This is a genomic window from Brevundimonas faecalis (assembly GCF_040549405.1).
Classification (GTDB): domain Bacteria; phylum Pseudomonadota; class Alphaproteobacteria; order Caulobacterales; family Caulobacteraceae; genus Brevundimonas; species Brevundimonas faecalis.
On sequence record NZ_JBEPTF010000001.1, the window covers coordinates 520,982 to 541,580 of the forward strand.

The window sequence follows — 20,599 nt, forward strand, 5'->3', positions numbered from 1 at the left end:
CAGTCCCTTCCCTAGCTCTTCACCTGGGCCGAGACCGACAGCATCTCGTCCGCGGTGGTGATGACCTTGGAGTTCATCTCATAGGCGCGCTGGGCGACGATCAGGGCGGTGATCTCGCTGACCGCGTCGACGTTCGAAGCCTCGGTATAGCCCTGCATCAGGGTGCCGTATCCGACCTCGCCCGGGACGCCGACCGTGGCCGGGCCCGAGGCCGCCGTCTCCAGCAGCAGGTTGTCGCCGATGGCTTCCAGGCCCGCCTCGTTGAAGAAGGTGGCGATCTCCAACTGGCCCACCACCTGGGGCTCGGTCTGGCCGGCGGTCTTGACCTGGACCTGGCCCGACTTGGAGATGGTGACGTCCGTCATGTCCTGGGGAATGGCGATGGCCGGCTCGACCAGATAGCCGTCGTCCGTCACCAACTGGCCCTCGCCGTTGACGGTGAAGTTGCCGGCGCGGGTGTAGGCGATCTCGCCCGAGGGCATGGTGATCTGGAAGTAGCCCTTGCCGTCGATGGCGATGTCGTAGTCGTTGCCGGTGCGGCTGGGGCTGCCCTGTTCGGTGATGCGATAGACGCTGCCCGCCTTCACGCCGGCGCCGATCTGGATGCCGGTCGGGACCACATTGCCCTGGCTGGAGGACTGGGCCCCCATGCGCTCGACGTTCTGGTAGAGCAGGTCCTGGAACTCGGCCCGCTGGCGCTTGTAGCCGACCGTGTTCATGTTCGCGATGTTGTTGGAGATGACCTCCACGTTCAGCTGCTGGGCGGCCATGCCCGAGGCGGCGGTGCGAAGTGCGCGCATGTCTCAGTTCTCCCTTACGAAACCCGGCCCAGCCGCTCGACCGAGCGGCGCGACAGGTCGTTGGTGTTCTCGATCATCTTGGTGACGCGCTCGTAGGCGCGGCTGATCTCGATGAGATTGGTGATTTCCAGCAGGGTGTTGACGTTCGACGACTCCAGCATCCCCTGGCGGATCTGGGCGTCGGGGGCGTCGGCCGGCCGGGCGTTGGAGGTGTTGCGGTACAGGCCGTCGCCGGACTTCTGCAGCACCGACAGGGTGTCGAAGCGCACGGCGGTCAGGCGGCCCACCGGCTCGCCCTGCTGGGTGACGGTGCCGTCCGGCGCCACGCTGGCGGGGCCGCGTTCCGGGTCCAGGACGATCTCGCCGCCGTCGCCCAGAACCGGCAGGCCCTGCTTGGTCGTCAGCACGCCCTCGGCGTTGGTGGTGAAGCCGCCGTCGCGGGTATAGGCCTCGCCGGTCCCGCTCTGGACGCGGAAGAAGGCGCCTTCGCCCTCGATGGCGAAGTCCAGGGCGCGGCCGGTCTGCTTGACCGACCCCTGGGTGAAGTCGCGGCCCACGCCCTTGTCCAGGACGAAGCTGGCCGAGGGGCGGATGGCGTCGTTGCGGGCGCGCTGGCCGATCTCGGTCCCGACCATCAGCTGCTCGACCTTGAAGCCGCTGGTGTCGGCGTTGGCGATGTTGTTGGCCACGATGTCCAGCTCGCGGCGCAGGGTCATCTGGCGTGACAGTCCGATGTAGGCGGCGTTTTCCACGGGGCGGCTCCTTCGCCTCTCCTGTCGCAACGACCGTGCCATCATGGTTAATCCAGGCGTGGCAAGGGTTTGAGGACTTTTGACCCCTTCGGCGCCCGGCAGGATTTGCCGATCGTAAACGCCTCGTTAACCAAAACGGCCCATCTACGAGACTGCAAGGATCGGGGCGGCGTGCGCATGCTGAAATTGAAGCTGGGCAAGAAGAAGAGCGAAGCGCCGACGGGCGACGACGCCAATCTGCCCGCCGTGTCGGAAGGCGAGGGCGCCGAGGGCGAAGGCGCGCCCGCCAAGAAGAAGATTCCCCTGCTCTTCATCATCATCCCGGCGGCCCTGGTCGTCCTGGGCGGCGGCGGGGCCGCGGCCTTCTTCCTGATGAAGCCCAAGGCTCCGGCGGCCGAGGGCGCCGCCGACCACGGCAAGGCCGAGAAGAAGGACGAGAAGAAGAAGGACGAAAAGGGCGGCCACGGCGGCGGGGCCGAGGGCGAAGGCGCGGCGGCGGCGGGCGTGATCGCGGCCGGTCCGGACGGCGTGACCTTCTACACCCTGCCCGACATGATCGTGAACATTCAGTCGGCCGACGGCCGTCCGACCTATCTGAAACTCAAGCTGACGCTGGAGATGAAGGACGCCGCCCTGGCCTCCCACCTCCAGGCCGAGGCGCCGCGCATGCAGGACATGTTCCAGAGCTTCCTGCGCGAACTGCGTCCCGAAGACCTGGCGGGCTCGGCCGGCTCCTATCAGCTGCGGGCCGAGATCCTGCGCCGCGTCAACCTGATCGCCGCCCCCGGCAAGGTCGACGCCGTGCTGATCGAAGAGATGCTGGTGCAATAGGCATGACCGACGTCGTGGCGCCCGAGAACGAACTGGACCCCTTCGGCGGGACGGAAGTCGACCCCGGCGCGGTCATGTCCGAACGGGTGCTGAACCAGGACGAGATCGACAGCCTGCTGGGCTTCGACTCCGGCGGCGGCGACGATTCCGAGCGCAGCGGCATCCGCGCCATCATCAACTCGGCCCTGGTTTCCTACGAGCGCCTGCCGATGCTCGAGATCGTCTTCGACCGCCTGGTGCGGTTGATGACGACCAGCCTTCGCAACTTCACCTCCGACAACGTCGAGGTCAGCCTCGACACCATCAGCTCCATCCGTTTCGGCGACTATCTGAACTCCATCCCCCTGCCGGCCATCCTGGCGGTGTTCCGGGCCGAGGAGCTGGACAACTACGGCCTGCTGACGGTCGATTCCAACCTGATCTATTCGATCGTCGACGTCCTGCTGGGCGGGCGTCGCGGCACGGCGGCCCTGCGGATCGAAGGGCGGCCCTACACCACCATCGAGCGGGTGCTGGTGCAGCGGATGGTCGAGGTCATCCTGAACGACGCGCGCCAGGCCTTCGAGCCCCTGACCCCCGTCCACTTCAACCTGGACCGGCTGGAGACCAACCCCCGCTTCGCCGCCATCGCGCGCCCGGCCAACGCCGCCATCCTGGTCAAGCTGCGCATCGACATGGAAGACCGCGGCGGCCGGGTCGAGCTGCTGCTGCCCTATTCGACGCTGGAGCCGATCCGCAAGATGCTGCTGCAGCAGTTCATGGGCGAGAAGTTCGGCCGCGACAACATCTGGGAAGGCCACCTGGCCACCGAGCTCTGGACCACGGAGACGGAGGTGCGCTGCGTGCTCGACGAGCAGCAGATTCCCCTGTCGCGGGTTCTGAACCTGAAGGTCGGCGACACCCTGATGCTGAACGCCACGCCCGAATCCGACGTCTCGGTGCGCGCGGGCTCCATCCCGCTGACCACAGGCAAGATGGGCCGCAAGGGCCGCAACATCGCCGTCCGCGTCGAGGCCCCGATCACCACCGACGCCGCCGCCCGCATCACCCGAGGGAAAAGCTGACATGACCGGCATCATTCTCGATTCCATCCTGATGCTCCTGCTCGTCGCCGCCATCGGCTACGGCATCAAGCTGGAGCGGAAGCTGAAGGCCCTGCGCGAGGGGCAACTGGCCTTCGCCGGCGCCGTGACGGAGCTGAACGCCGCCGCCGGCCGCGCCGAACAGGCCCTGGCCACCCTGCGCGCCTCGGGCCAGGAGACGGACCTGCTGCACGACCGCATCATCAAGGCCCGGGCCGTGAAGCAGGAGCTGGAGGTGCTGATCGCCCGCGCCCCCGCCGGCCTGCCGCCGCGCGGCGCGACCCCGGTCGAGCCCCGGCAGGAGCCCGCCGCCCCGCAGGTCCAGGCCCAGGTTCAGGCCCCGATTCAGGCCCAACCGTCCGCCGTCGCCCCCCTGCTGGACGACGAGTCGCGCGCCCGCCGCATGGCCGCCCTGATGGAGCGGATCGAGGGCGCCCGCGCCGCCATGAAGACGCCGGCCCCCCGTCCTGAAGTGCGTCCTGAATCTCGCCCGGCCGAGAGCGCCGACCGCCTGGCCCCGGTCATGCAGGCCCTGGCCGCTAACCATGCTGCGCAACAGAGCTTAAACCGTGCCCGTCGTAGCCTGGACGAAGACCTCTTCGCCGCTTGATCTTTTAAGAGCCCCTATGTCCGGCGCGCGGCGCCGGACGACTTGAGGGGCGACGTTTCTTTTCTGGCCCCCATGTCCGACGCGCGGCGTCGGACGACTTGAGGGGCGAAGTTTTCGACCCTGTGCCTGTGCGGCGTCCGAACCGCCCTTCCCGAGTAGACCGATGAGCAAGCTGCCCCGTCTTCTGCCCCTGATCGCCGTCGCCATCGGCGGCGTCGTGGCCGTGCGCGCGGCGGGCGTGGCGCCGGAGCTGTTCCAGGGCGCGACCGCCTGGGCCCAGGAGGCCGTGGGCGGAGAGGGCAAGCCCGCCGAGCCCGCCGCCAAGGCCGCGCCCGCCGCCGCCGTCTGCGCCCTGACGCCCGAACAACTGGCCCAGCAGGCGGGCATTTCCCCGGCCGAACTGCGGATCATCCAGTCCCTGTCCAAGCGCCGCACCGAGCTGGACGCCCGCGACGCCGACTTCGCCACCACCCTGCCGCTGATGGTGGCCGCCGAGCAGAAGCTGGACGCCAAGCTGCAGGCGCTGGAGGCCTTGAAGGGCGAGATCGCGACCCTGGTCGGCCAGGTCGACGAGAGGGAAAAGGCCGAGACCGACCGCCTGGTCGCCGTCTATTCCGCCATGCGGCCCAAGGAGGCGGCGGCCGTCTTCGCCACCCTGGACGACAGCGTGCGCCTGCCGGTCGCGGCGGCCATGCGCCCCCGCACCCTGGCCGCCGTCATGGCCCAGATGCAGCCCGCCGCCGCCCGCGAACTGACCGAGAAGCTGGCCAAGCGCTTCCAGGCCCAGCAGTACGCCGCCCGCGCCGCCGCTGCGACCGTGCGGGTCGGGGCGGCCGCGACGCCCGCCGCCGTTCCGACCGCAGCCCCGGCCGCGGCCCTCGCGCCCGCCCCGACCCGCACGGCCGCGCCCGCCGCCGCGACCCCTGCCGCGACCCAACCGGCGACCCAGCCCGCCGCCCGCCGTCCGGCCGCCCAGCCGTCTTCGCGCCCCGCCCAGCAGCGACCCGCATCGGCGCGACCCGCTCAGGCCCGCCAGGCCGCCCCCGCGCCCGCCGCCGAGGCCGGCCCGCGCCCCTATGCGCCCGGCGACGCCGCCGCCCAGCCCGCGCCCGCCCGCCAATCGGTTCAGTAGGCGGGAAGGCGGCGTCTTCGCTCCTGATGGGGCGAGCCGCCGCATCGACCTGATGATGTTGTTGTGAACATCGTCGTTAATATAAAGCTCTTGGTAACGCCTGCGCCGCCTTGATTACGGTCAAGCTTGGTCGTGTGGAGGTGTTTCGTGCCCTTGAGTCTCGTGTTGATCGGATCGGTTCTCGCCGTGGTCGTCCTCGGCGCCCTCGGCGTCTTCCTGGCGGGAAGGGAGGCGGATAGAGGCCGGGCCAAGGCCGAAGCCCTGCAGGTCGAGCAGGCGCTCAAGACTGAAATCCTGCACAAGACACAGACGATCAAGGCGCTCGGACAGCGCGAGGCTGCCCTGATCGCCCAGGTGGATCGCCTCGAGGCTGCGGAAAAGAAGGCTCGCGAAGATGCACAGCAGCGCAGGCTGCGGGCCATCGAGAACGACGTCACCCGGCACGACAATCAGATGCAGAACGTCGAGGGATGCGCGCTGCGTCCGTCCCGGCCCGTGAACAGGGAAGCGTCCGCCGTTCTCTATGCCCTGGAGGAGTGGCTTGAGGCCAAGTGCAGGAGCGAGGGTAGAAACAAGAGATGGCGACTGGCGTTCGAGGTCTCGATGGCGGCTTTCGTCAGGACGGATTTCGGTGCGGACGCCGAGGTGCAGGAACGCGCCTTCAGCGCCTATCGCGGCAAGCGGGTGGACTTCCTGCTGATCGATGCGAACGGCCTGCCCATGCTGGCTGTGGAGTACAACGGAACCGGACACGACCTCTCCGACGACGCCGAGGACCGAATGAAGGTCAAGCGCCGCGTCTTGGAGCGTGTCGGCGTGCCCTTGCTGGAGATTCCCGCCAGGACGACCAAGGCGGAGATGAAGCGCATGGTCGACGACATGCTGAAGGTTTCGGCGGCGGCGCCTTTGGAAACCGTGTCCTGACCGTTCTCCGAGGGGCGCACGGTTGTCGCGCGGCGCCTGCGCGGCTATTCAGCGCGCTTCGATTTTCATGAGGCCCTTCGCCATGTCCGACGCCCTGCCTGATCGCCTCTCGGTCGATCCCGACAGCCCCTTCCACGACGCCGACCTGCTGATGCGCGGCGTGGGCATCCGCTTCAAGGGCGAGGAAAAGACCAATGTCGAGGAATATTGCGTCTCGGAAGGCTGGGTCCGCCTGGCCGTCGGCAACCGCGTCGACCGTCGCGGCAAGGCCCTGACGGTCAAGCTGCAAGGCCCGGTCGAGCCCTTCCTCAAGGGCGAGTGATTTTGGCGGGGACCTGAGGCTTTCGGTCGCAGGTCCCACCCGCTAACGTGCCGCCTCTTTAGTGAGTCTGGGAGGCGCTCCATGTCGTTCAACACCCGTCTGACGGCCGCCGGCGCGATCGCGCTGGGCCTGATCGCCACGCCGGTCCTGGCCCAGGACGCCGGGACGGTTCGCGCCGCCGAACAGGTGCGCGACCAGGCGCTGCAATCCAATATCGCCCTGGACTACGTCACCCAGGTCACGACCCGCTTCGGCGCCCGCCCGGCGGGTTCGCCGTCGGAGCAGGCAGCCGCCGACTGGGCCGCCGACTACATGCGCGCCCACGGCTTCCAGAACGTCCGCATCGAGCAGTTCCCCCTGGTCGGCTGGGAGCGGGGCGAGGAGAGCGCCGAACTCCTGGGCGCCCGGCCCCAGAAGCTGGTCGCCGCCGCCCTGGGCCACTCCGTCGCCACCCCCGCCAACGGCATCGAGGCCGAGATCGTCTTCTTTGACGGCCTGGACGCCCTGCTGGCCGCGCCGGTCGGCTCGCTGAACGGCAAGATCGCGGTCGTGGACGGCGGCCAGATGGTGCGGATGCAGGACGGCTCGGGCTACGGCCCGCTGTCGCGCCTTCGCGGCGTCGGTCCGACCGAGGCGGCCAAGCGGGGCGCCCTGGCCTTCGTCATGCGCTCGGCCGGTTCGGACGAGCATCGCATGCCCCACACCGGCACCACCCGCTATGTCGAGGGCAAGGTGCCGCTGCCGGCCTTCGCCCTCAGCGCCCCCGACGCCGACCAGATCGCCCGCCTGATCCGCATGGGCGAGACGGTGCGCTTGCGCCTGAAATCCACGGCCCGCACCTATCAGACCCACAGCCAGAACGTGATCGGCGACATCGTCGGCGCGACCCGGCCGGAGGAGGTCATCGTCCTGGGCTCGCACATGGACAGCTGGGATCTGGGCACCGGCGCCATCGACGACGCGGCCGGCGGCGCCATCACCCTGGCGGCGGCCAAGCTGATCGCCGAGCAGGGCCGCCCGGCCCGCACCGTGCGCGTGGTCCTCTACGGCTCGGAAGAGGTGGCCCAGCCGACCGACACCGGCAACGGCGGCGGCGCCTATCTGCGCAACATCGGCGCTTCCGGCGTCGAGAAGCACATTATCGCGGGCGAGAGCGACTTCGGCGCCGACCGCGTCTACGCCCTGGGCCTGCCGCCCGGCGCCCAGAACAGCGACTTCGCCCGGATCGCGGCGCGGGTGCTGCGTCCCCTAGGCGTCCTGCCCTCGCCGGAGCCTGAACTGCACGGCGGCGTCGACATCGGCCCCCTGGCCGGGGCGGGCGTGCCGGTCTTCGGCCTGGCGCAGGACGGGACCCGCTATTTCGACCTGCACCACACGGCCGACGACACCCTGGACAAGATCGACCCGGCCCAGATGACCCAGAACGTCGCCGCCTGGGCCGCCCTGGTCCGCCTGATCGCCGATTCCGATGTGGACTTCCGCGTCCTGCGTTCGGCGGCTACACAGGCTAGGCCGTGACGGCCTGACGGGGCGAGCGTGGCGAAACTGGTAGACGCAGCAGACTTAAAAACCCAACACCGTTGATTTGCGTAATAAAATCAATCTGTTGTAGCGTTTAAGCTCTTACACATGCCTTACACACTTGCCGGTCACGGCGAGGAGGGATTGTGTCTGAGACTCATACGCTCATGGACGGCAAGCTCCATGTGTACCGGCGAGAGAACAGTCGGTTCTGGCAGTGCGCCACCTATCTGAACGGTCGCAATCACCGGCGGTCGACTAAGGAGACGAACATCGCCTACGCGCGCGAGTTTGCGCGCGACTGGTATTTGGACCGTGTCGCGGAGGATCGTCTTCGACGGCGCGGAGGGCTGGTCCTGCAGCCTGAGCCGCCCGTCCGCTCCGAGCCTGTTCCGAAGGCCCAGCCAGGCGAGAAGACCTTCCGCGAAGCGGCGGCGGTTTTTGAACGTGAGTACGAAGCCATGACCCTCGGCGAGCGCAATCCGTCCTATGTGGCGGGCAAGGGCCGGGTGCTGCGCCTCCACCTCAACCCCTTCTTCGGCGACCTTCCGCTGTCCCAGGTCACCGCCGGGCGGATCCAGGAATATCGCCTGCACCGCGTCACGCCGCCTCCGGAGCCCGTTCGGGCGTGGAAACGGCCCAGCCGGCAGACCCTGCACAACGAAATGGTGTGCCTTCGTCAGGTGCTGAAGACCGCCAACAGAAAGGGCTGGATCGCGGCCCTCCCGGACATGTCGAGCCCCTATCGCGCCTCGGGCAAGATCAGCCACAGGGCGTGGTTCTCGCCTCAGGAATACAAGCGCCTTTACCAGGCGACCCGCGAACGCGCCCGCAATCCAAAGAAGGAGCGATGGCGCCAGGAATGCGAACAGTTCCACGACTATGTGCTGTTCATGGTCAACACCGGACTACGTCCTGACGAGGCGCAGCGCCTGCAGTTCCGGGATGTCTCGGTCGTCGTCGACGACGCGACGGGCGAGCGTATTCTGGAGATCGAGGTCCGTGGCAAACGGGGCGTCGGCTACTGCAAGAGCATGCCGGGCGCCGTCCTGCCGTTCCAGCGGGTGAAAAAGAGGAAGGGCGGCGAGGCGTCCGATCTCGTCTTCGGGCTCGTGCAGCGTGAACTGCTGAACGCGATCCTCGACGAGCTGGATCTGAAAAAGGATCGGGAAGGCAATCCGCGCACGGCCTACAGCCTGCGCCACACCTACATCTGCCTGCGCTTGATGGAGGGTGCCGATATCTATCAGGTCGCCAAGAACTGCCGCACCAGCGTCGAGATGATCGAAAAATACTACGCGTCCCATATCGCGAACACCTTGGACGCTTCGGCCATCAATGTCCGCAAGCAGAAGCCGGCCAAACGGCGGACGGGGAGCGAGGAGGCGACCTAGGTCAAAGCTCGTCTTGGCTCGCGCGCGAGACGTGGCTATAGATTCAACTCGGCTCGCGGGCGTGGCGAAACTGGTAGACGCAACGGACTTAGGCTGAGGATTGAGTGCGCCGGGGGAAATCCCGGACGTAGAACCGCTCAAATTCGGGGAACCCTGTGAAATGGCGATCCCGAGCCAAGCCCGTCACGCGTGACGGGAAGGTGTAGAGACTAGACGGGCGGCGTCTAAGGCCTTGCGGCTATGACGAAGGGATAGTCCAGACCACGAACGTCTTCGGGCGGCGGCGAAAGTCGAAGTGGTATGAAAATCCGTCGGGCATTGCCCATGCCGGTTCGACCCCGGCCGCCCGCACCACCGAGACCCGCCCGCCGAGAGGCCCGATCCTTCCCCGACGACCGCGCTTCGAACCCACGCACAGGTGTCTGGTCGAGGAGGCGCGGCCCGTTTTGCATCGGCCGCAGACCCCCTTCGTGAACTTGAGGGACGCTGGGCGTCGCCATGTTCCGCGACCGCCCGATCCAGCGCTAAGGGCTCCGCCCTCGCGCGGGCCAGGGTGCGCGGCTACGCCGCCGGATCGGCCGGTCTCCCCCGCCTTCCGCGCGGACGACAAGGGCGACGCCGGGCGAGGGCTGGAAGCTTGTGCAGGCCGGGCGATCCCCCTCCGGCCGATCCGCCCTGGCCCTTGCTACCCCGGTCTCGCCGACGGGCAGGGTTTCAGGCGCGCCTTCTGCGTGCCTGCAACCCTTGCCCAAGGAGGCAGACATGACGGCTCAATCCACCCAAGTCCCTATCCCTGCGGCGGCTGACGCCGCCGCTTGCGAGGCGGCGCTGGCGCCTGTGCACGGCGCGCAGATCGTGGTCCCCCTGAACCGATTGAAGGCGTCGCCCAGGAACGCCCGAAGGGTGAAGCATTCCGAGGCGAGCCTTGAGGGGCTGGCGGCCTCGATCCAGGCCAAGGGGGTGTTGCAGCCGCCCGTGGTCGAGATCGAGACAGACGCCGGGGGCGTCGCTACGGGAAACTACCTAGTGACCATCGGGGAGGGGCGGAGGCTGGCCCTGCGGCTGCTGGTCAAGCGCAAGGCGATCAAGCGGACCCATCCGGTCCGCGTGACGGTCGATCTCGAGAACGACGCCCATGAAATCAGCCTCGACGAGAACGTCACCCGCGAGGCCATGCACCCCGCCGACCAGTTCGAGGCCTTCCGGCGGCTCGCGTACGAGCGGGGCTACGGACCCGAGGAGATCGGCGCCCGGTTCGGCGTGACCGCGACCGTGGTGCGTCAGCGTCTGAGGCTCGGGGCGGCGGCGCCCGAACTGATGGCGGCCTATAGGGAGGGGGCGTTGACGCTGGACCAACTGACGGCCTTCTGCGTCAGCGGCGATCAGGACCGGCAGCGGCAGGTGTTCGAGCAGATGGGGGACTATAGGCCCGTCTACGCTATCCGCCGCGCCATGACCGAGGCCAAGGTCGCCGCCGACGACCGGCGGGCGCGCTTCGTCGGCGTCGAAGCCTATGAGGCCGAGGGCGGGTCGGTCTTGCGCGACCTCTTCACCGAGGACGGCGAGGGCTGGCTGGAAGACCCGGCGCTTCTGGACCGGCTGGTCGGCGAGAAGCTGCAGCGCCTGGCTGAAAACCTGCGTCAGCGCGAGGGCTGGAAATGGGCCGAGGCGATGTCGGACTACGCCGAGGTCGGCGCCCTGGGCCGGGTCTATCCGGTCGAGGCGGTCCGGTCCGAGGCGGAGACGGCGCAGATCGCGGCCCTGTCGGAGGAATATGACGCCCTCGTCTCTGGAACTGCTGCGGCGGACGCCCTCTCGCCCGAGGCGGACGCCCGGCTCGAGGCGATCGACAAGGCCCTGCAAGCCTTCGGTCCGGACTTCGACTATCCCCCGGAAGCCAAGGCGCGCGCCGGAGTCGCGGTCCTGCTCGGCCACGATGGTCTGGCCCGCTTCGAGCGAGGACTGGTCCGGGCCGAGGAGGCTGTGGAGAGGCGAGGCCCCGGTCTCGAGGCGGCGGATTGGACCGGCGGAGACGAAGGGGAGGATGCGGCGCCCTCCGCTCCGGCGGACGCGGAGGCGGACGAGGGCTTGGCCCCCCTGTCGGAACGGCTGGTGATCGATCTGACCGCCCACCGCACCATGGGGCTGCGCGATGCCGTTCAGGCCGATGCCGACCTCGCCCTGACGGTGGTCGTCCATGCGCTCGCCTTGCAGGTCTTCTATCCAGCGTGGGGCGTCTGGACGCCCCTGCAACTGCGGATGGCCGTGACCGGTCTGGAACGGCTGGCGCCGGGGATCGGGGACGGCCCCGCCGGAAGGCGGGTGGCCGACCGGCTGGAAGCTTGGGGCGCGCGGCTCCCGGAGGAGGCCCGCGACCTCTGGGCGGTGCTGGCCTCCCTTCCGCCCTCGGCGCTTCTGGACCTGATGGCCTGTTGCGCGGGCGTCGGCCTCTACGCCGTGCGCGATCCCCGCGACCGGAAGCCGGACGCCTGGGCCCATGCCGAGGCGCTGGCGACCGTAGTCGGCCTGGACATGACCGGGACGTGGTCTGCGACGGCGGCGTCGTATTTCTCCCGGGTGTCAAAGGCGCGGGTGCTGGAGGCCGTGGCCGAGGCGACCACGCCCGAGGAAGCCGTGCGGATCGCCGGCTTCAGGAAGGGCGACATGGCTGAGGCCGCCGAGCGTCTGGTCGAGGGCAGGGGCTGGCTGCCGTCCGTGCTGCGCACCGCCCCGGCGGTCGATCCAGACGTCCCGGAGCCGGAAGGGGAGGCGACGGAGCCGCCGTCCCCTGACGACGACGCCTATCGGTTCGCCGCCGAATAGCAGGCCTCAAGCTCGCCGCGCCCCTTTGGAGGCGCGCGGCTCCTTGTCAGGGCCATGACGGACGCGAAGGCGTTGGGACGCCTCGGAGCCCCCCGCCCGGCCGAGGCGGGCTGGGACGCAGGAGCGTATTCAGCCTTGCCGTGCGCCATCGTATCGCGGAGACTCCCGCCATGAAGAAAAGCCTCGACCATCTGCCGCCGCGCAAGCAGGCTGAACTCCGTCAGGTGGTCGAGACCGTGCGCGCGGCGTTCGAGGAGGCCGTTTCGACGCGGCGCGCGGACCGGCTGAAGAACGGCAAGATCCTCAAGATCATCCTCTATGGAAGCTATGCGCGGGGCGACTGGGTGCACGACCCGGTCGGGCGCTACTTCTCGGACTTCGATTTGCTGATCGTGGTCGATCATGAGGACCTGACCGACCACGAGTTCTGGCATGAAGCCGAGAACCGCACCATGCCGGTCGGCCCCGACATCCGCACCCCGGTCAGCCTGATCGTCCATTCGCTCGACGACGTGAACGACCAGCTGGATCGTGGGCGCTATTTCTTCGCCGACATCGTGCGGGAGGGGGTGGTGCTCTATGACACGCCGGGCGCCAGGTTGCACAAACCGGCGGACCTCAAGGCGCGGGTCGCCTTGGAAGAGGCTGAGCGGCACTATGAGAAATGGATGGCGAGCGCTGCTAGTTTCAAAAAGGTGGCGGCTCTCTGCGTCTCCGAAGGTGAGCTGAACTTGGCCGCTTTCAACTTCCATCAGACGGCCGAGCACCTTTATCATGCGGTGCTACTGGTCATGACGCTCTACAGCGGCAAGGCGCACAACCTTGCCTTCCTGCGCAAGAAGGCCGAGGCCATTGACGCCCGTTTGGCGGAAGCTTGGCCTCGCGAGACCAAGTTCGAGCGCCGCTGCTTCGAGCTTCTGCGCGAGGCCTATGTGAAGGCCCGCTATTCCGAGCACTACAAGATCAACAGCGAGGAACTGGCTTGGCTTACGGAGCGGGTGGGGGTTCTGCGCGAGTTGACGGACCAAGTCTGCAAAACTCGCCTCGCCGACCTGCGTGGCGCAGTCACGACTGACGATGGAGCGTTAGGTTCGCCGTAAGGCCTCCCAGCCAATGACCGTTGTTGACTCATTGCCGAAGTTGGGGAAGTCCGCTGCCTAGCAATGTCGCGGGGCCGCGGCGACAGCCAGCCGATCCAGCCCTCGCGCCTTGGGCCTTCGCGCAGCATTCCGGAGCGGCGGATCAGTTACTCAAGGAAGAGATCGAAGTCGCAATAGCGTCGGTGCGCGGGTTGGCGGAAAACCGCCCTGGCCATCGGCGCCTCGCGCCTGATGAGCAGCGGACGCGTAACCCTGCGTGGCAGCGCCAGCTTCTCGCGAGGGGGCGGCTCGGGCGGCGGCGTGGGGATCGCCTTCAACTTCTGATCAGACACACGTTCAAATGAAGGACGCCCGTGGCCTGATCGTCGCGGGCGTTTTCTATGCGCCACACGCGAATCCATTGCTTTCATTCATATGGATGAAGCGCGTTGCGAAATTCTGTCGTCGAAATGGATGAACGCCCCTGAGGCCGCCATGCCGTCAGTGCTTTGAAATTTCCAATCGAGGACGCCAGAATACTCATGACAAAGCTCGGAATAATCAAAACTGCATTGGTATCATCTGCAGCCAGCCTAACGATGATCCTGGGACTGGGCGTTGCGGGAACCGCGCAAGCCCAAAATGTCGGTCCTGGCACCACCCTCAGCCTGCCCTGCGCCGCAAATTTCGACAGTACCGCATGCGGTGCTGTGAGCGCCGCTACCGGAGAGAACAGCACCGCCATCGGAGCCGCCAGCGAGGCTTCCGCTTTGGATTCGGTTGCGCTCGGCACCCTTTCCTTGGCGGATCGAGAACACACAGTTTCGGTAGGCCGGGTCGGTGATGAGCGGCAGATCGTCAACGTCTCCAACGGGACTGAGGCTACGGATGCTGTAAATCTGGGCCAGATGGAAGCTGGCGACGCGGCGACCTTGGCTGACGCCAATGCCTACGCAGACCGGGTTGCCAATAACGCCTTTCTCATTGCAGCTAGTTATACAGACACTCGCGAAGCGGAAATCCGTAGGGGTATGGTCGCCGGTGACGCCGCGACGCTGGCGGACGCCAACACCTATACCGACACACGCGAGACTGCGATCCGCACGGATATGGCCGCGGGGGATGCGGTTACATTGGCCGCAGCCAATACCTATGCTGATGCCGGAGACGCGGCGACGCTAGCCAGCGCCAACACGTATGCCGACGCTGGAGATATCCGCACCTTGGCCAGCGCCAACGCTTATGCGGACGGCGTCGGCGCCCGAGCGCTGGGTCAGGCCAACGATTACACCGACGCCCAGACCGCCCTGCTGTGGCAGGGGCTGGGCGATGCAAGGGTGAGGGCGGACGCTGGAACCGCCAGCGCAATCGCAGCGGCGAACATTCCCCAGCCCTTCCAGCCCGGCGGCAGCACGGTCGGCGCGGCTGTGGGCTATTGGCGCGGTGAAAGCGCCTTGGCCATCGGCGCCTCACACCTGATGAGCAGCGGCCGCGTGACCCTGCGCGGCAGCGCCAACTTCTCGCGCGGCGGCGGCTCTGGCGGCGGCGTGGGGATCGGCTTCAACTTCTGATCAGACAAGGGACAGAGTGAAGGAAGCCCATGGCCTGACGGGTCATGGGCCTTTTCATGTAGCGGTTTCGACCCCGACCGGTCGTCCCCCCGCGGGGGGCAAAGCCCGTTTCCTCGTAGCCGGCATCGAGTGAAAGTCGGAGGCGCGAGGCGATCACCCAATCGACATGTCCGCGATAGGACTCGACGCGTTCGTCGGGCCGCCATCCTTTCGCCAGACGCAGGCTGACGCCGGCGCTGAGAGTGCTGCTGAAACCATAAACCTATTGCCCGTCCAACTGCCAGGCATAAGGCCGCGCCTGCCTGCCCGGGCCGATCGATCGGAAACCCCACGTGGCTATGTGGAGCCAAACAACTAGGCGCCTCTGGTCAGTTCGTGTGGACGGCTTGCGCCAAGCTGAACACGGTATCGGTAAGAGTCGGCGGGCGACAGAGCTATTCAACAAAGCGCCGTCGCCCACAACGGCACTGACCCGCAGCAATCGGCCTATCTAGAACTAACTGTCGGCTGCTGGCGCACCTGCGACATCGCCGCATGGCGAAGCCTGTCTCTTCTGAGACGGTCCGTTTGCCAGATATACCTAGGAGACAGCGATGCGGATGGGCGAGATTCAGGACTGATGAATTCCTCAGATCCCACAGCCCATCAGTGGGGCAAAGAGATCTGAACAGTCCTCCGCTGGCTGGATAGAGCACAGCGGTGTCGGCTCGCCTGGACTAGTGGATCACGGCCTGGCCTTGGTCCGATTGCGTCCGGACCGCGCGGGCGCAAGCCAAGGCGAATACGATCAGCACGACGTAGCCGACCAGGGGAACGAAGAAGGCGGGCGTGACCGCACCCGTCGCATCGGCGATCGCCCCGGCGATCGGGGGCAAAATAGCCCCGCCGATGATGCCGAAGACGAGCAGTCCAGAGGTGGCCGAAGCCGAGGCGCTCGACCGTTCCAGGGTCAGGCTGAAGATGGTCGGGAACATGATGGAGTTGAAGAAGCCGATGGCCAGCGCCGCGTAGGCGGCCGTGATGCCGTCTGTCTGGGTCACCAGCAGGGCGAGCGCTGCAGCGATCATGGTGCAGGCGGACAACAGATAGCCGGCGGGGATATGCGTCAGAAGCGCGCTGCCGACGAAGCGACCGATCATGGCTGCGCCCCAGTAGTACCAGCCCACCATATGTCCCGCCTCGTGCGGCGCCAGACCGAGGCCTTCCGACGAGCTGATGAAGGGGATGAGCAGGGCGCCGATGGTCACCTCAGCCCCGACGTAGAAGAAGATGGCGGCGGCCCCGAAAACGGCCCAGCCCGAGCGGAAGGCGGCGAGGGGCGACACCATGCCATCATGGGGGCGGTCGGCGACCGAGGCTTCGATCCGTTTGCGGGCTGTCCAGATGAAGACGGCCACAAGGGCGAAGAAGGCGCCGACAGCCAGGAAGGCCAAATCGATCGAGCGCAGGGATTCGCCGCGTGTGGCGGGTGAGATGACGGCGTCGGCGGCGAAGACACCGCCGGTCAGCAGGATGGTCGAGCCGATCACCGGACCGAGGGTGGCGCCCAGCGAGTTGAAGGCCTGGGAGAAGGTCAGTCTCAGGTGGGCTGTCCGGGGCTCGCCCAGAGACGCCGACAGCGGATTGGCCGCGACCTGTAGCAGGGTCACGCCGCTGGCGATGACGAACAGGGACAGGAGCACAAGGGCGTAGACATCGACGATCGTCGCCACCGGAACAAGGATGCAGCCCAGCACCATAGCGGCGAGGGCCGCGATGATGGCGCGGCTGTAGCCCAGCTTAGACAGGACCCAGCCAGCAGGAATGGAGGCGACGCCGTAGGCGATGAACCAGGCCGAGGCCGTCAGCATGGCCTCGGCCGTGCTCAGGTCGAACACGCGCTTCACCGCCTGGATCAGGGGGTCGATGAGCGCCGTGACGAAGCCCCAGGCGAAGAAGAGGCTGGTGACATAGGCGAAGGCCAGGCCGGCGGGCTGGCGTCGAACGGGCTGGATAGTCATCCGGGCGGGTTCCTTCAGATTGGGGGGGGGGGCGAAGCCTAGAGGCAGTCCGCGTTGAACCGCTCTTCGCCGGCCCAGGTGCAGGCGCCGTCGATGCAGTCGATCAGGTTGTGGGAGAAGCTGTTGGTGGAATGGTCGAAGACCTGGAACCACCCGCCGTCGTCCCAGACCGCCGTGGGCATGCCCATGTCCGCGGCGTGGGTCTGGTTGAACCGGCTGTAGAAGAGGCGGACGTTGTTGCAGTTCATGGTCGGCAGCCGGCTGTGCCAGCCGACGCCCCACTCGCCGATGTAGACCGGCATGCCGGCGCCGGTCGTGGAGGCCCAGCGCGCCATGATCTCCATCGGGCCGCGGATGTCGGCGTCAGTCCAGGCGTCGGCGTAGTCGCCCTGGTTGTCGCCCGCGAAGGCCCAGGGGTTATAGTGGTGGAAGGTCGCCATCAGATAGGGATCGCGGCCATCGCCGACCGCGGAGAGGTTTGGCCAGGTCCGGGCCATTTCGTCTGCGCCGAACCACTGGTTGCCGCCGATGATGATGATCCGTTCGGCGTCCCGGGCCCTGATCCTGTCATAGGCCCGCCCGGTCATGCGCCGCAGAACGGCCGGCGACATGGGATCATGGTTGGCCAGGTGGGGTTCGTTCAGGATTTCGAAGATCAGGCGGTGATCGCGGTCGCCGAACCGGTCGCTGATGTCCGTCCACAACTGTTCCAGGACATCGCCGCGGCCGTCTTCCTTCAGACGCTTCTCATGGTGGGCGTTGAGGACCACGTAGAGGCCCGGCTTGGACAGGGCGTAGTCGATGACCGCCGTCAGGGCCGCAAGGCGAGGTGAGGCGAGGTCGATGCGCCCTGTGTCGGGGTCCGCGAGGGTCGTTCCGCCGACATCCTCGGTCCAGGTGACGGGTATCCGCAGGTTGCGAAACCCGCGCGCATAATAGGCGTCGATCTTGGGACGCGCCGCCTCCAGAGTGGGAGGATGCTGGGTGTTGTCGAACATCTGGCCAAGGTTGAACCCCTTGCCCATATGCGCGGCGGCCTCGCGCGCGGTCGACGCCGACAGGCTCTGCGCGATAGACGGGGCGGTGGCCATCGCCGCGGCCGAACAGCCTGGCGCTATGGTCAGCACGGCGGCGCCGAGCATGGCGGCGCGAGCCCAGTTTTTGCTCATCGAATGACCCTCCCCACGCCGTTGTAGAGTCATGATTTTGAAATTGACAGCGCTGTCGTATGTTTTCTATCGCGCCATTCGGACGCCCGCCACGGCAAGCCCGCCCAGCAGGGCGACCCCGGCGGAGACGATCATCAGCATCGACCAGTCGGACCGGTCCGGACCAAGGGCGGCGATGGCCAGCACGGGCGCCAGAATCGCGGGGAGGGTGTTGGTGAGGTTCATCAGGCCGAGATCGCGGGCGGTGTGGCGCCGTGAAGGAAGGATCTGGGCGACGAGAGCGGTGTCCACGGTGGTGTAGAGCCCGAAGCCCAGGCCGTAGAAGACATAGCCGAGCAGGGGGCCTGGCCACTGGGGATAGAAGGCGAAGATCAGAAGCCCCCCGGCGAGAAGGGCGGCCGCCAGCAGGATGAAGGGCTTTCGGCGGCCGAAGCGGTCCGAGATCAACCCTCCGGCGAAGCCCGCCGCCAGGGTCAGGAGCGTCGAGAAGGCGATCAGCCGGGCAAGACCGCTCTCCACGGTCGATCCGGGGAACTGTTCTGCATATCGCGCATGATCGGCGAGGTAGAAGAGCATGTAGGCGCTGACCACGCTTGCCGAGATCTGGAAGCAGAACCGGGACGCCCAGACGAAACCGAAGTCGAGGTTCCGGCCCTTCCCCTGGGGCGAGGCGAGCGCGACGGCCTTCTTGCGCAGACGGGCCGGCGGCGCCTCTTTCCAGACGAGCAGGAGCGGAAGAATGCAGAAGGCCACCAACAGTCCCAGGACGATGAGGCGTGTCGGAATATCGGACAGGAACGGGGCGGCGATCAGAACGCCGCTTGCGGCGCCCATGGGGGCGGCGATGCCGATGAAGGCCGCCACCTGGCCCTTCTGCTCGTGGGGCACTAGGTCGGCGAAAATAGCGTGAAGCGGCGCGAACAGAAGGTTGAAGGCGAACTGGAAGGCCATGACGCCCGCCAGCAGCCCGACTGGCGTTGAGGCTCTGGCGATCAGGCCGTAGGCGAGAAGGACGCCGACGAGACCGCACAGAATCCACGGGCGGCGTCGCCCGAAACGGACCCGGGTGCGGTCGCTGGCCCAGCCGGCGGCGAGGTTGGTGAGGCTGGCGGTCACGGCGCCCCAGAGCGACACAAGGCTGAGAAGGCCGATCTTGTCGGCGGGGGCGAGGGCCTCGGCCTGCATGGGGGTCAGCAGGCTGAGAAGGGGGACGAAAGCGATGAAGGCCCCCACATAGGCCAGGGTCAGAACGGCGATGAAACGGGGGGCGACCCGCGCGGCGGGGGCGGGCTCGACGTCGTCAACAAGCTGCATGACGCGGAACTGTGACGATTGTCACGGGCCTTCGCGAGCGAAATCTTGCGGGTCCATCGGCAATCGCGGCATAGGACAGGTTCGAAGCGGCGACGGGTTGCGTTCGTCAGCAGGGGCGCTGACCAGAATGGCTGCGACAATTTATGATGTGGCCGCCCTTGCCGGCGTTTCCATCAAATCGGTTTCGCGCGTGCTCAACCGCGAGCCCAATGTCAGCGCCGCCCTTCAGGCCAAGGTTCAGGCCGCCGTCGTCAGCCTGGACTACCAGCCGAACCTGTCGGCGCGATCGCTCGCCGGCGCCTCCTCCTATCTGATCGCGGCCTTCGTTGACGCCGATTTGACGCTCGAACACTGGCGCAGCGGACGCGGCAACGACTACCTCAGCCGGCTCCAGTTCGGCGCCCTCGAGGAGTGCCGCAAGGCCGGGTATCACCTGCTCGTCGAACTGGTGGACTATGGCGCTCCCAGCCTTGAGGCTCGGCTCGTGGCCCTGTTGCGGTCGCTGCGGCCCGACGGCGTGCTGCTGACGCCGCCGAACGCCGATGATCCGACCGTGCTGGATGTTCTTGAGCGAACGGGCACGCCTTTCGTGCGGCTGGGTGCGGAACGGGATCTCGGCCGGGGCATGCGGGTCTTCATGGATGATCGTCAGGCTGCGGCGGACATGACCGCCCATCTGATCGGCTTGGGGCATCGCAGGATCGGCTTCGTCTCGGGGCCGGACGCCTATCCGGCTAGTCGGGCGCGACGCGAGGGATATGATCAGGCGCTTCAGGCCCATGGCCTGGTCGCCGAGCCGGACCTTGTGGTCGAAGGCGATTTCACCTTCGCGTCCGGCCGCAGGGCAGGAGAGGCGCTTCTCACGACCGACCCGCGGCCCAGCGCCATCTTCGCCAGCAACGACGACATGGCGCTTGGGGTTCTCAACGCTGCGGCCTCGCTCGGCGTGTCCGCGCCGGGGGGCGTATCGGTCTGCGGATTCGACGATACGCCCAGCGCCATGTTCAGCACGCCCCCCCTGACGACAGTCCGCCAACCCGTCGCGGAGATGGCGGCGGCGGCGACGCGGATGCTGCTGGAAGCGGCCCGGGACCCGGACCGGACCGTCGAAAAGATCGACTACATTCTCGTGGAGCGCGCCTCGACCCAGCCGCCGGGTTGATTTCGGTCCATCGTTGACAGCGCTGTCAAATGAAGTCAGGCTCAAGGTGGGAAACGGGCTCATCGCTAGATGTGTCGTCACGCTGGAGCTCTGAAGAACAGGGCCCACGGGGA

18 protein-coding genes are annotated in these 20,599 nt (G+C 67.3%); 13 read left to right on the forward strand and 5 right to left on the reverse strand.

Features of this window, described 5'->3' with window-relative positions; genetic code table 11:
* Positions 1–11: 11 nt before the first annotated feature.
* On the reverse strand, positions 12–800 hold the full coding sequence (flgG, locus tag ABIE19_RS02455; protein WP_354087529.1) for a flagellar basal-body rod protein FlgG: 789 nt from the start codon (positions 798–800) through the stop codon (positions 12–14).
* A 14-nt stretch (positions 801–814) separates the two neighbouring features.
* The gene (flgF, locus tag ABIE19_RS02460; protein ID WP_354087530.1) at positions 815–1,552 is read right to left on the reverse strand and encodes a flagellar basal-body rod protein FlgF; all 738 of its coding nucleotides are present in this window, start codon (positions 1,550–1,552) and stop codon (positions 815–817) included.
* Between the two features lie 177 nt (positions 1,553–1,729).
* Between flgF and ABIE19_RS02465 the strand changes: the two genes are divergently transcribed.
* From ABIE19_RS02465 to ABIE19_RS02520, 12 genes are all read left to right on the forward strand, one after another.
* Positions 1,730–2,383: a flagellar basal body-associated FliL family protein gene (locus tag ABIE19_RS02465; RefSeq protein WP_354087532.1), complete on the forward strand. Its 654-nt coding sequence runs from the start codon at positions 1,730–1,732 to the stop codon at positions 2,381–2,383.
* Between the two features lie 74 nt (positions 2,384–2,457).
* Positions 2,458–3,447, forward strand: coding sequence for a flagellar motor switch protein FliM (gene fliM / locus ABIE19_RS02470; RefSeq protein WP_354088573.1), 990 nt, complete (start codon positions 2,458–2,460; stop codon positions 3,445–3,447).
* A 1-nt stretch (position 3,448) separates the two neighbouring features.
* Positions 3,449–4,075, forward strand: coding sequence for a DUF6468 domain-containing protein (locus tag ABIE19_RS02475; protein ID WP_354087533.1), 627 nt, complete (start codon positions 3,449–3,451; stop codon positions 4,073–4,075).
* A gap of 163 nt (positions 4,076–4,238) precedes the next feature.
* Complete coding sequence (locus ABIE19_RS02480; protein WP_354087534.1) at positions 4,239–5,207, forward strand: MotE family protein; 969 nt, start codon at positions 4,239–4,241, stop codon at positions 5,205–5,207.
* 147 nt (positions 5,208–5,354) lie between these two features.
* Positions 5,355–6,131 carry a DUF2726 domain-containing protein gene (locus ABIE19_RS02485; RefSeq protein ID WP_354087535.1) on the forward strand — a complete coding sequence of 259 codons (777 nt, stop codon included), beginning with the start codon at positions 5,355–5,357 and terminating at the stop codon, positions 6,129–6,131.
* Between the two features lie 82 nt (positions 6,132–6,213).
* Entirely contained in the window at positions 6,214–6,453 is a 240-nt protein-coding gene (locus tag ABIE19_RS02490) for a DUF3297 family protein (RefSeq protein ID WP_312063422.1), read from the forward strand.
* Positions 6,454–6,534: 81 nt separating this feature from the next.
* The gene (locus ABIE19_RS02495; RefSeq protein ID WP_354087536.1) at positions 6,535–7,971 is read left to right on the forward strand and encodes a M20/M25/M40 family metallo-hydrolase; all 1,437 of its coding nucleotides are present in this window, start codon (positions 6,535–6,537) and stop codon (positions 7,969–7,971) included.
* Between the two features lie 170 nt (positions 7,972–8,141).
* Entirely contained in the window at positions 8,142–9,368 is a 1,227-nt protein-coding gene (locus ABIE19_RS02500; protein WP_354087537.1) for a site-specific integrase, read from the forward strand.
* Positions 9,369–10,130: 762 nt separating this feature from the next.
* On the forward strand, positions 10,131–12,191 hold the full coding sequence (locus tag ABIE19_RS02505; RefSeq protein WP_354087538.1) for a ParB/RepB/Spo0J family partition protein: 2,061 nt from the start codon (positions 10,131–10,133) through the stop codon (positions 12,189–12,191).
* 170 nt (positions 12,192–12,361) lie between these two features.
* Positions 12,362–13,291, forward strand: coding sequence for a HEPN domain-containing protein (locus tag ABIE19_RS02510; protein ID WP_354087539.1), 930 nt, complete (start codon positions 12,362–12,364; stop codon positions 13,289–13,291).
* 207 nt (positions 13,292–13,498) lie between these two features.
* Positions 13,499–13,615, forward strand: a complete 117-nt coding sequence (locus tag ABIE19_RS02515) for a YadA-like family protein (RefSeq protein ID WP_354088574.1) — start codon at positions 13,499–13,501, stop codon at positions 13,613–13,615.
* A 254-nt stretch (positions 13,616–13,869) separates the two neighbouring features.
* Positions 13,870–14,841: a YadA-like family protein gene (locus ABIE19_RS02520; RefSeq protein WP_354087540.1), complete on the forward strand. Its 972-nt coding sequence runs from the start codon at positions 13,870–13,872 to the stop codon at positions 14,839–14,841.
* 716 nt (positions 14,842–15,557) lie between these two features.
* On the opposite strand, the gene ABIE19_RS02525 is transcribed toward ABIE19_RS02520, so the two are convergent.
* From ABIE19_RS02525 to ABIE19_RS02535, 3 genes are all read right to left on the reverse strand, one after another.
* Positions 15,558–16,841: a sugar MFS transporter gene (locus ABIE19_RS02525; protein WP_354087541.1), complete on the reverse strand. Its 1,284-nt coding sequence runs from the start codon at positions 16,839–16,841 to the stop codon at positions 15,558–15,560.
* Between the two features lie 38 nt (positions 16,842–16,879).
* Entirely contained in the window at positions 16,880–18,010 is a 1,131-nt protein-coding gene (locus ABIE19_RS02530) for a glycoside hydrolase family 5 protein (RefSeq protein ID WP_354087542.1), read from the reverse strand.
* Positions 18,011–18,076: 66 nt separating this feature from the next.
* Positions 18,077–19,324: an MFS transporter gene (locus ABIE19_RS02535; protein ID WP_354087543.1), complete on the reverse strand. Its 1,248-nt coding sequence runs from the start codon at positions 19,322–19,324 to the stop codon at positions 18,077–18,079.
* Between the two features lie 127 nt (positions 19,325–19,451).
* Between ABIE19_RS02535 and ABIE19_RS02540 the strand changes: the two genes are divergently transcribed.
* The gene (locus ABIE19_RS02540) at positions 19,452–20,486 is read left to right on the forward strand and encodes a LacI family DNA-binding transcriptional regulator (protein WP_354087544.1); all 1,035 of its coding nucleotides are present in this window, start codon (positions 19,452–19,454) and stop codon (positions 20,484–20,486) included.
* The last annotated feature ends 113 nt before the right edge of the window (positions 20,487–20,599 follow it).

Excerpts from the sequence above, each read along its gene's own strand:
- ABIE19_RS02510 (WP_354087539.1), top strand. The coding sequence starts at position 12,362 with ATGAAGAAAAGCCTCGACCATCTGCCGCCGCGCAAGCAGGCTGAACTC.
- ABIE19_RS02495 (WP_354087536.1), top strand. The coding sequence starts at position 6,535 with ATGTCGTTCAACACCCGTCTGACGGCCGCCGGCGCGATCGCGCTGGGC.
- ABIE19_RS02465 (WP_354087532.1), top strand. The coding sequence starts at position 1,730 with ATGCTGAAATTGAAGCTGGGCAAGAAGAAGAGCGAAGCGCCGACGGGC.
- ABIE19_RS02500 (WP_354087537.1), top strand. The coding sequence starts at position 8,142 with ATGGACGGCAAGCTCCATGTGTACCGGCGAGAGAACAGTCGGTTCTGG.
- ABIE19_RS02480 (WP_354087534.1), top strand. The coding sequence starts at position 4,239 with ATGAGCAAGCTGCCCCGTCTTCTGCCCCTGATCGCCGTCGCCATCGGC.
- ABIE19_RS02540 (WP_354087544.1), top strand. The coding sequence starts at position 19,452 with ATGGCTGCGACAATTTATGATGTGGCCGCCCTTGCCGGCGTTTCCATC.
- flgG (WP_354087529.1), bottom strand. The coding sequence starts at position 800 with ATGCGCGCACTTCGCACCGCCGCCTCGGGCATGGCCGCCCAGCAGCTG.
- ABIE19_RS02520 (WP_354087540.1), top strand. The coding sequence starts at position 13,870 with ATGATCCTGGGACTGGGCGTTGCGGGAACCGCGCAAGCCCAAAATGTC.
- ABIE19_RS02530 (WP_354087542.1), bottom strand. The coding sequence starts at position 18,010 with ATGAGCAAAAACTGGGCTCGCGCCGCCATGCTCGGCGCCGCCGTGCTG.
- ABIE19_RS02490 (WP_312063422.1), top strand. The coding sequence starts at position 6,214 with ATGTCCGACGCCCTGCCTGATCGCCTCTCGGTCGATCCCGACAGCCCC.
- ABIE19_RS02535 (WP_354087543.1), bottom strand. The coding sequence starts at position 19,324 with ATGCAGCTTGTTGACGACGTCGAGCCCGCCCCCGCCGCGCGGGTCGCC.
- ABIE19_RS02525 (WP_354087541.1), bottom strand. The coding sequence starts at position 16,841 with ATGACTATCCAGCCCGTTCGACGCCAGCCCGCCGGCCTGGCCTTCGCC.
- ABIE19_RS02475 (WP_354087533.1), top strand. The coding sequence starts at position 3,449 with ATGACCGGCATCATTCTCGATTCCATCCTGATGCTCCTGCTCGTCGCC.
- fliM (WP_354088573.1), top strand. The coding sequence starts at position 2,458 with ATGTCCGAACGGGTGCTGAACCAGGACGAGATCGACAGCCTGCTGGGC.
- ABIE19_RS02505 (WP_354087538.1), top strand. The coding sequence starts at position 10,131 with ATGACGGCTCAATCCACCCAAGTCCCTATCCCTGCGGCGGCTGACGCC.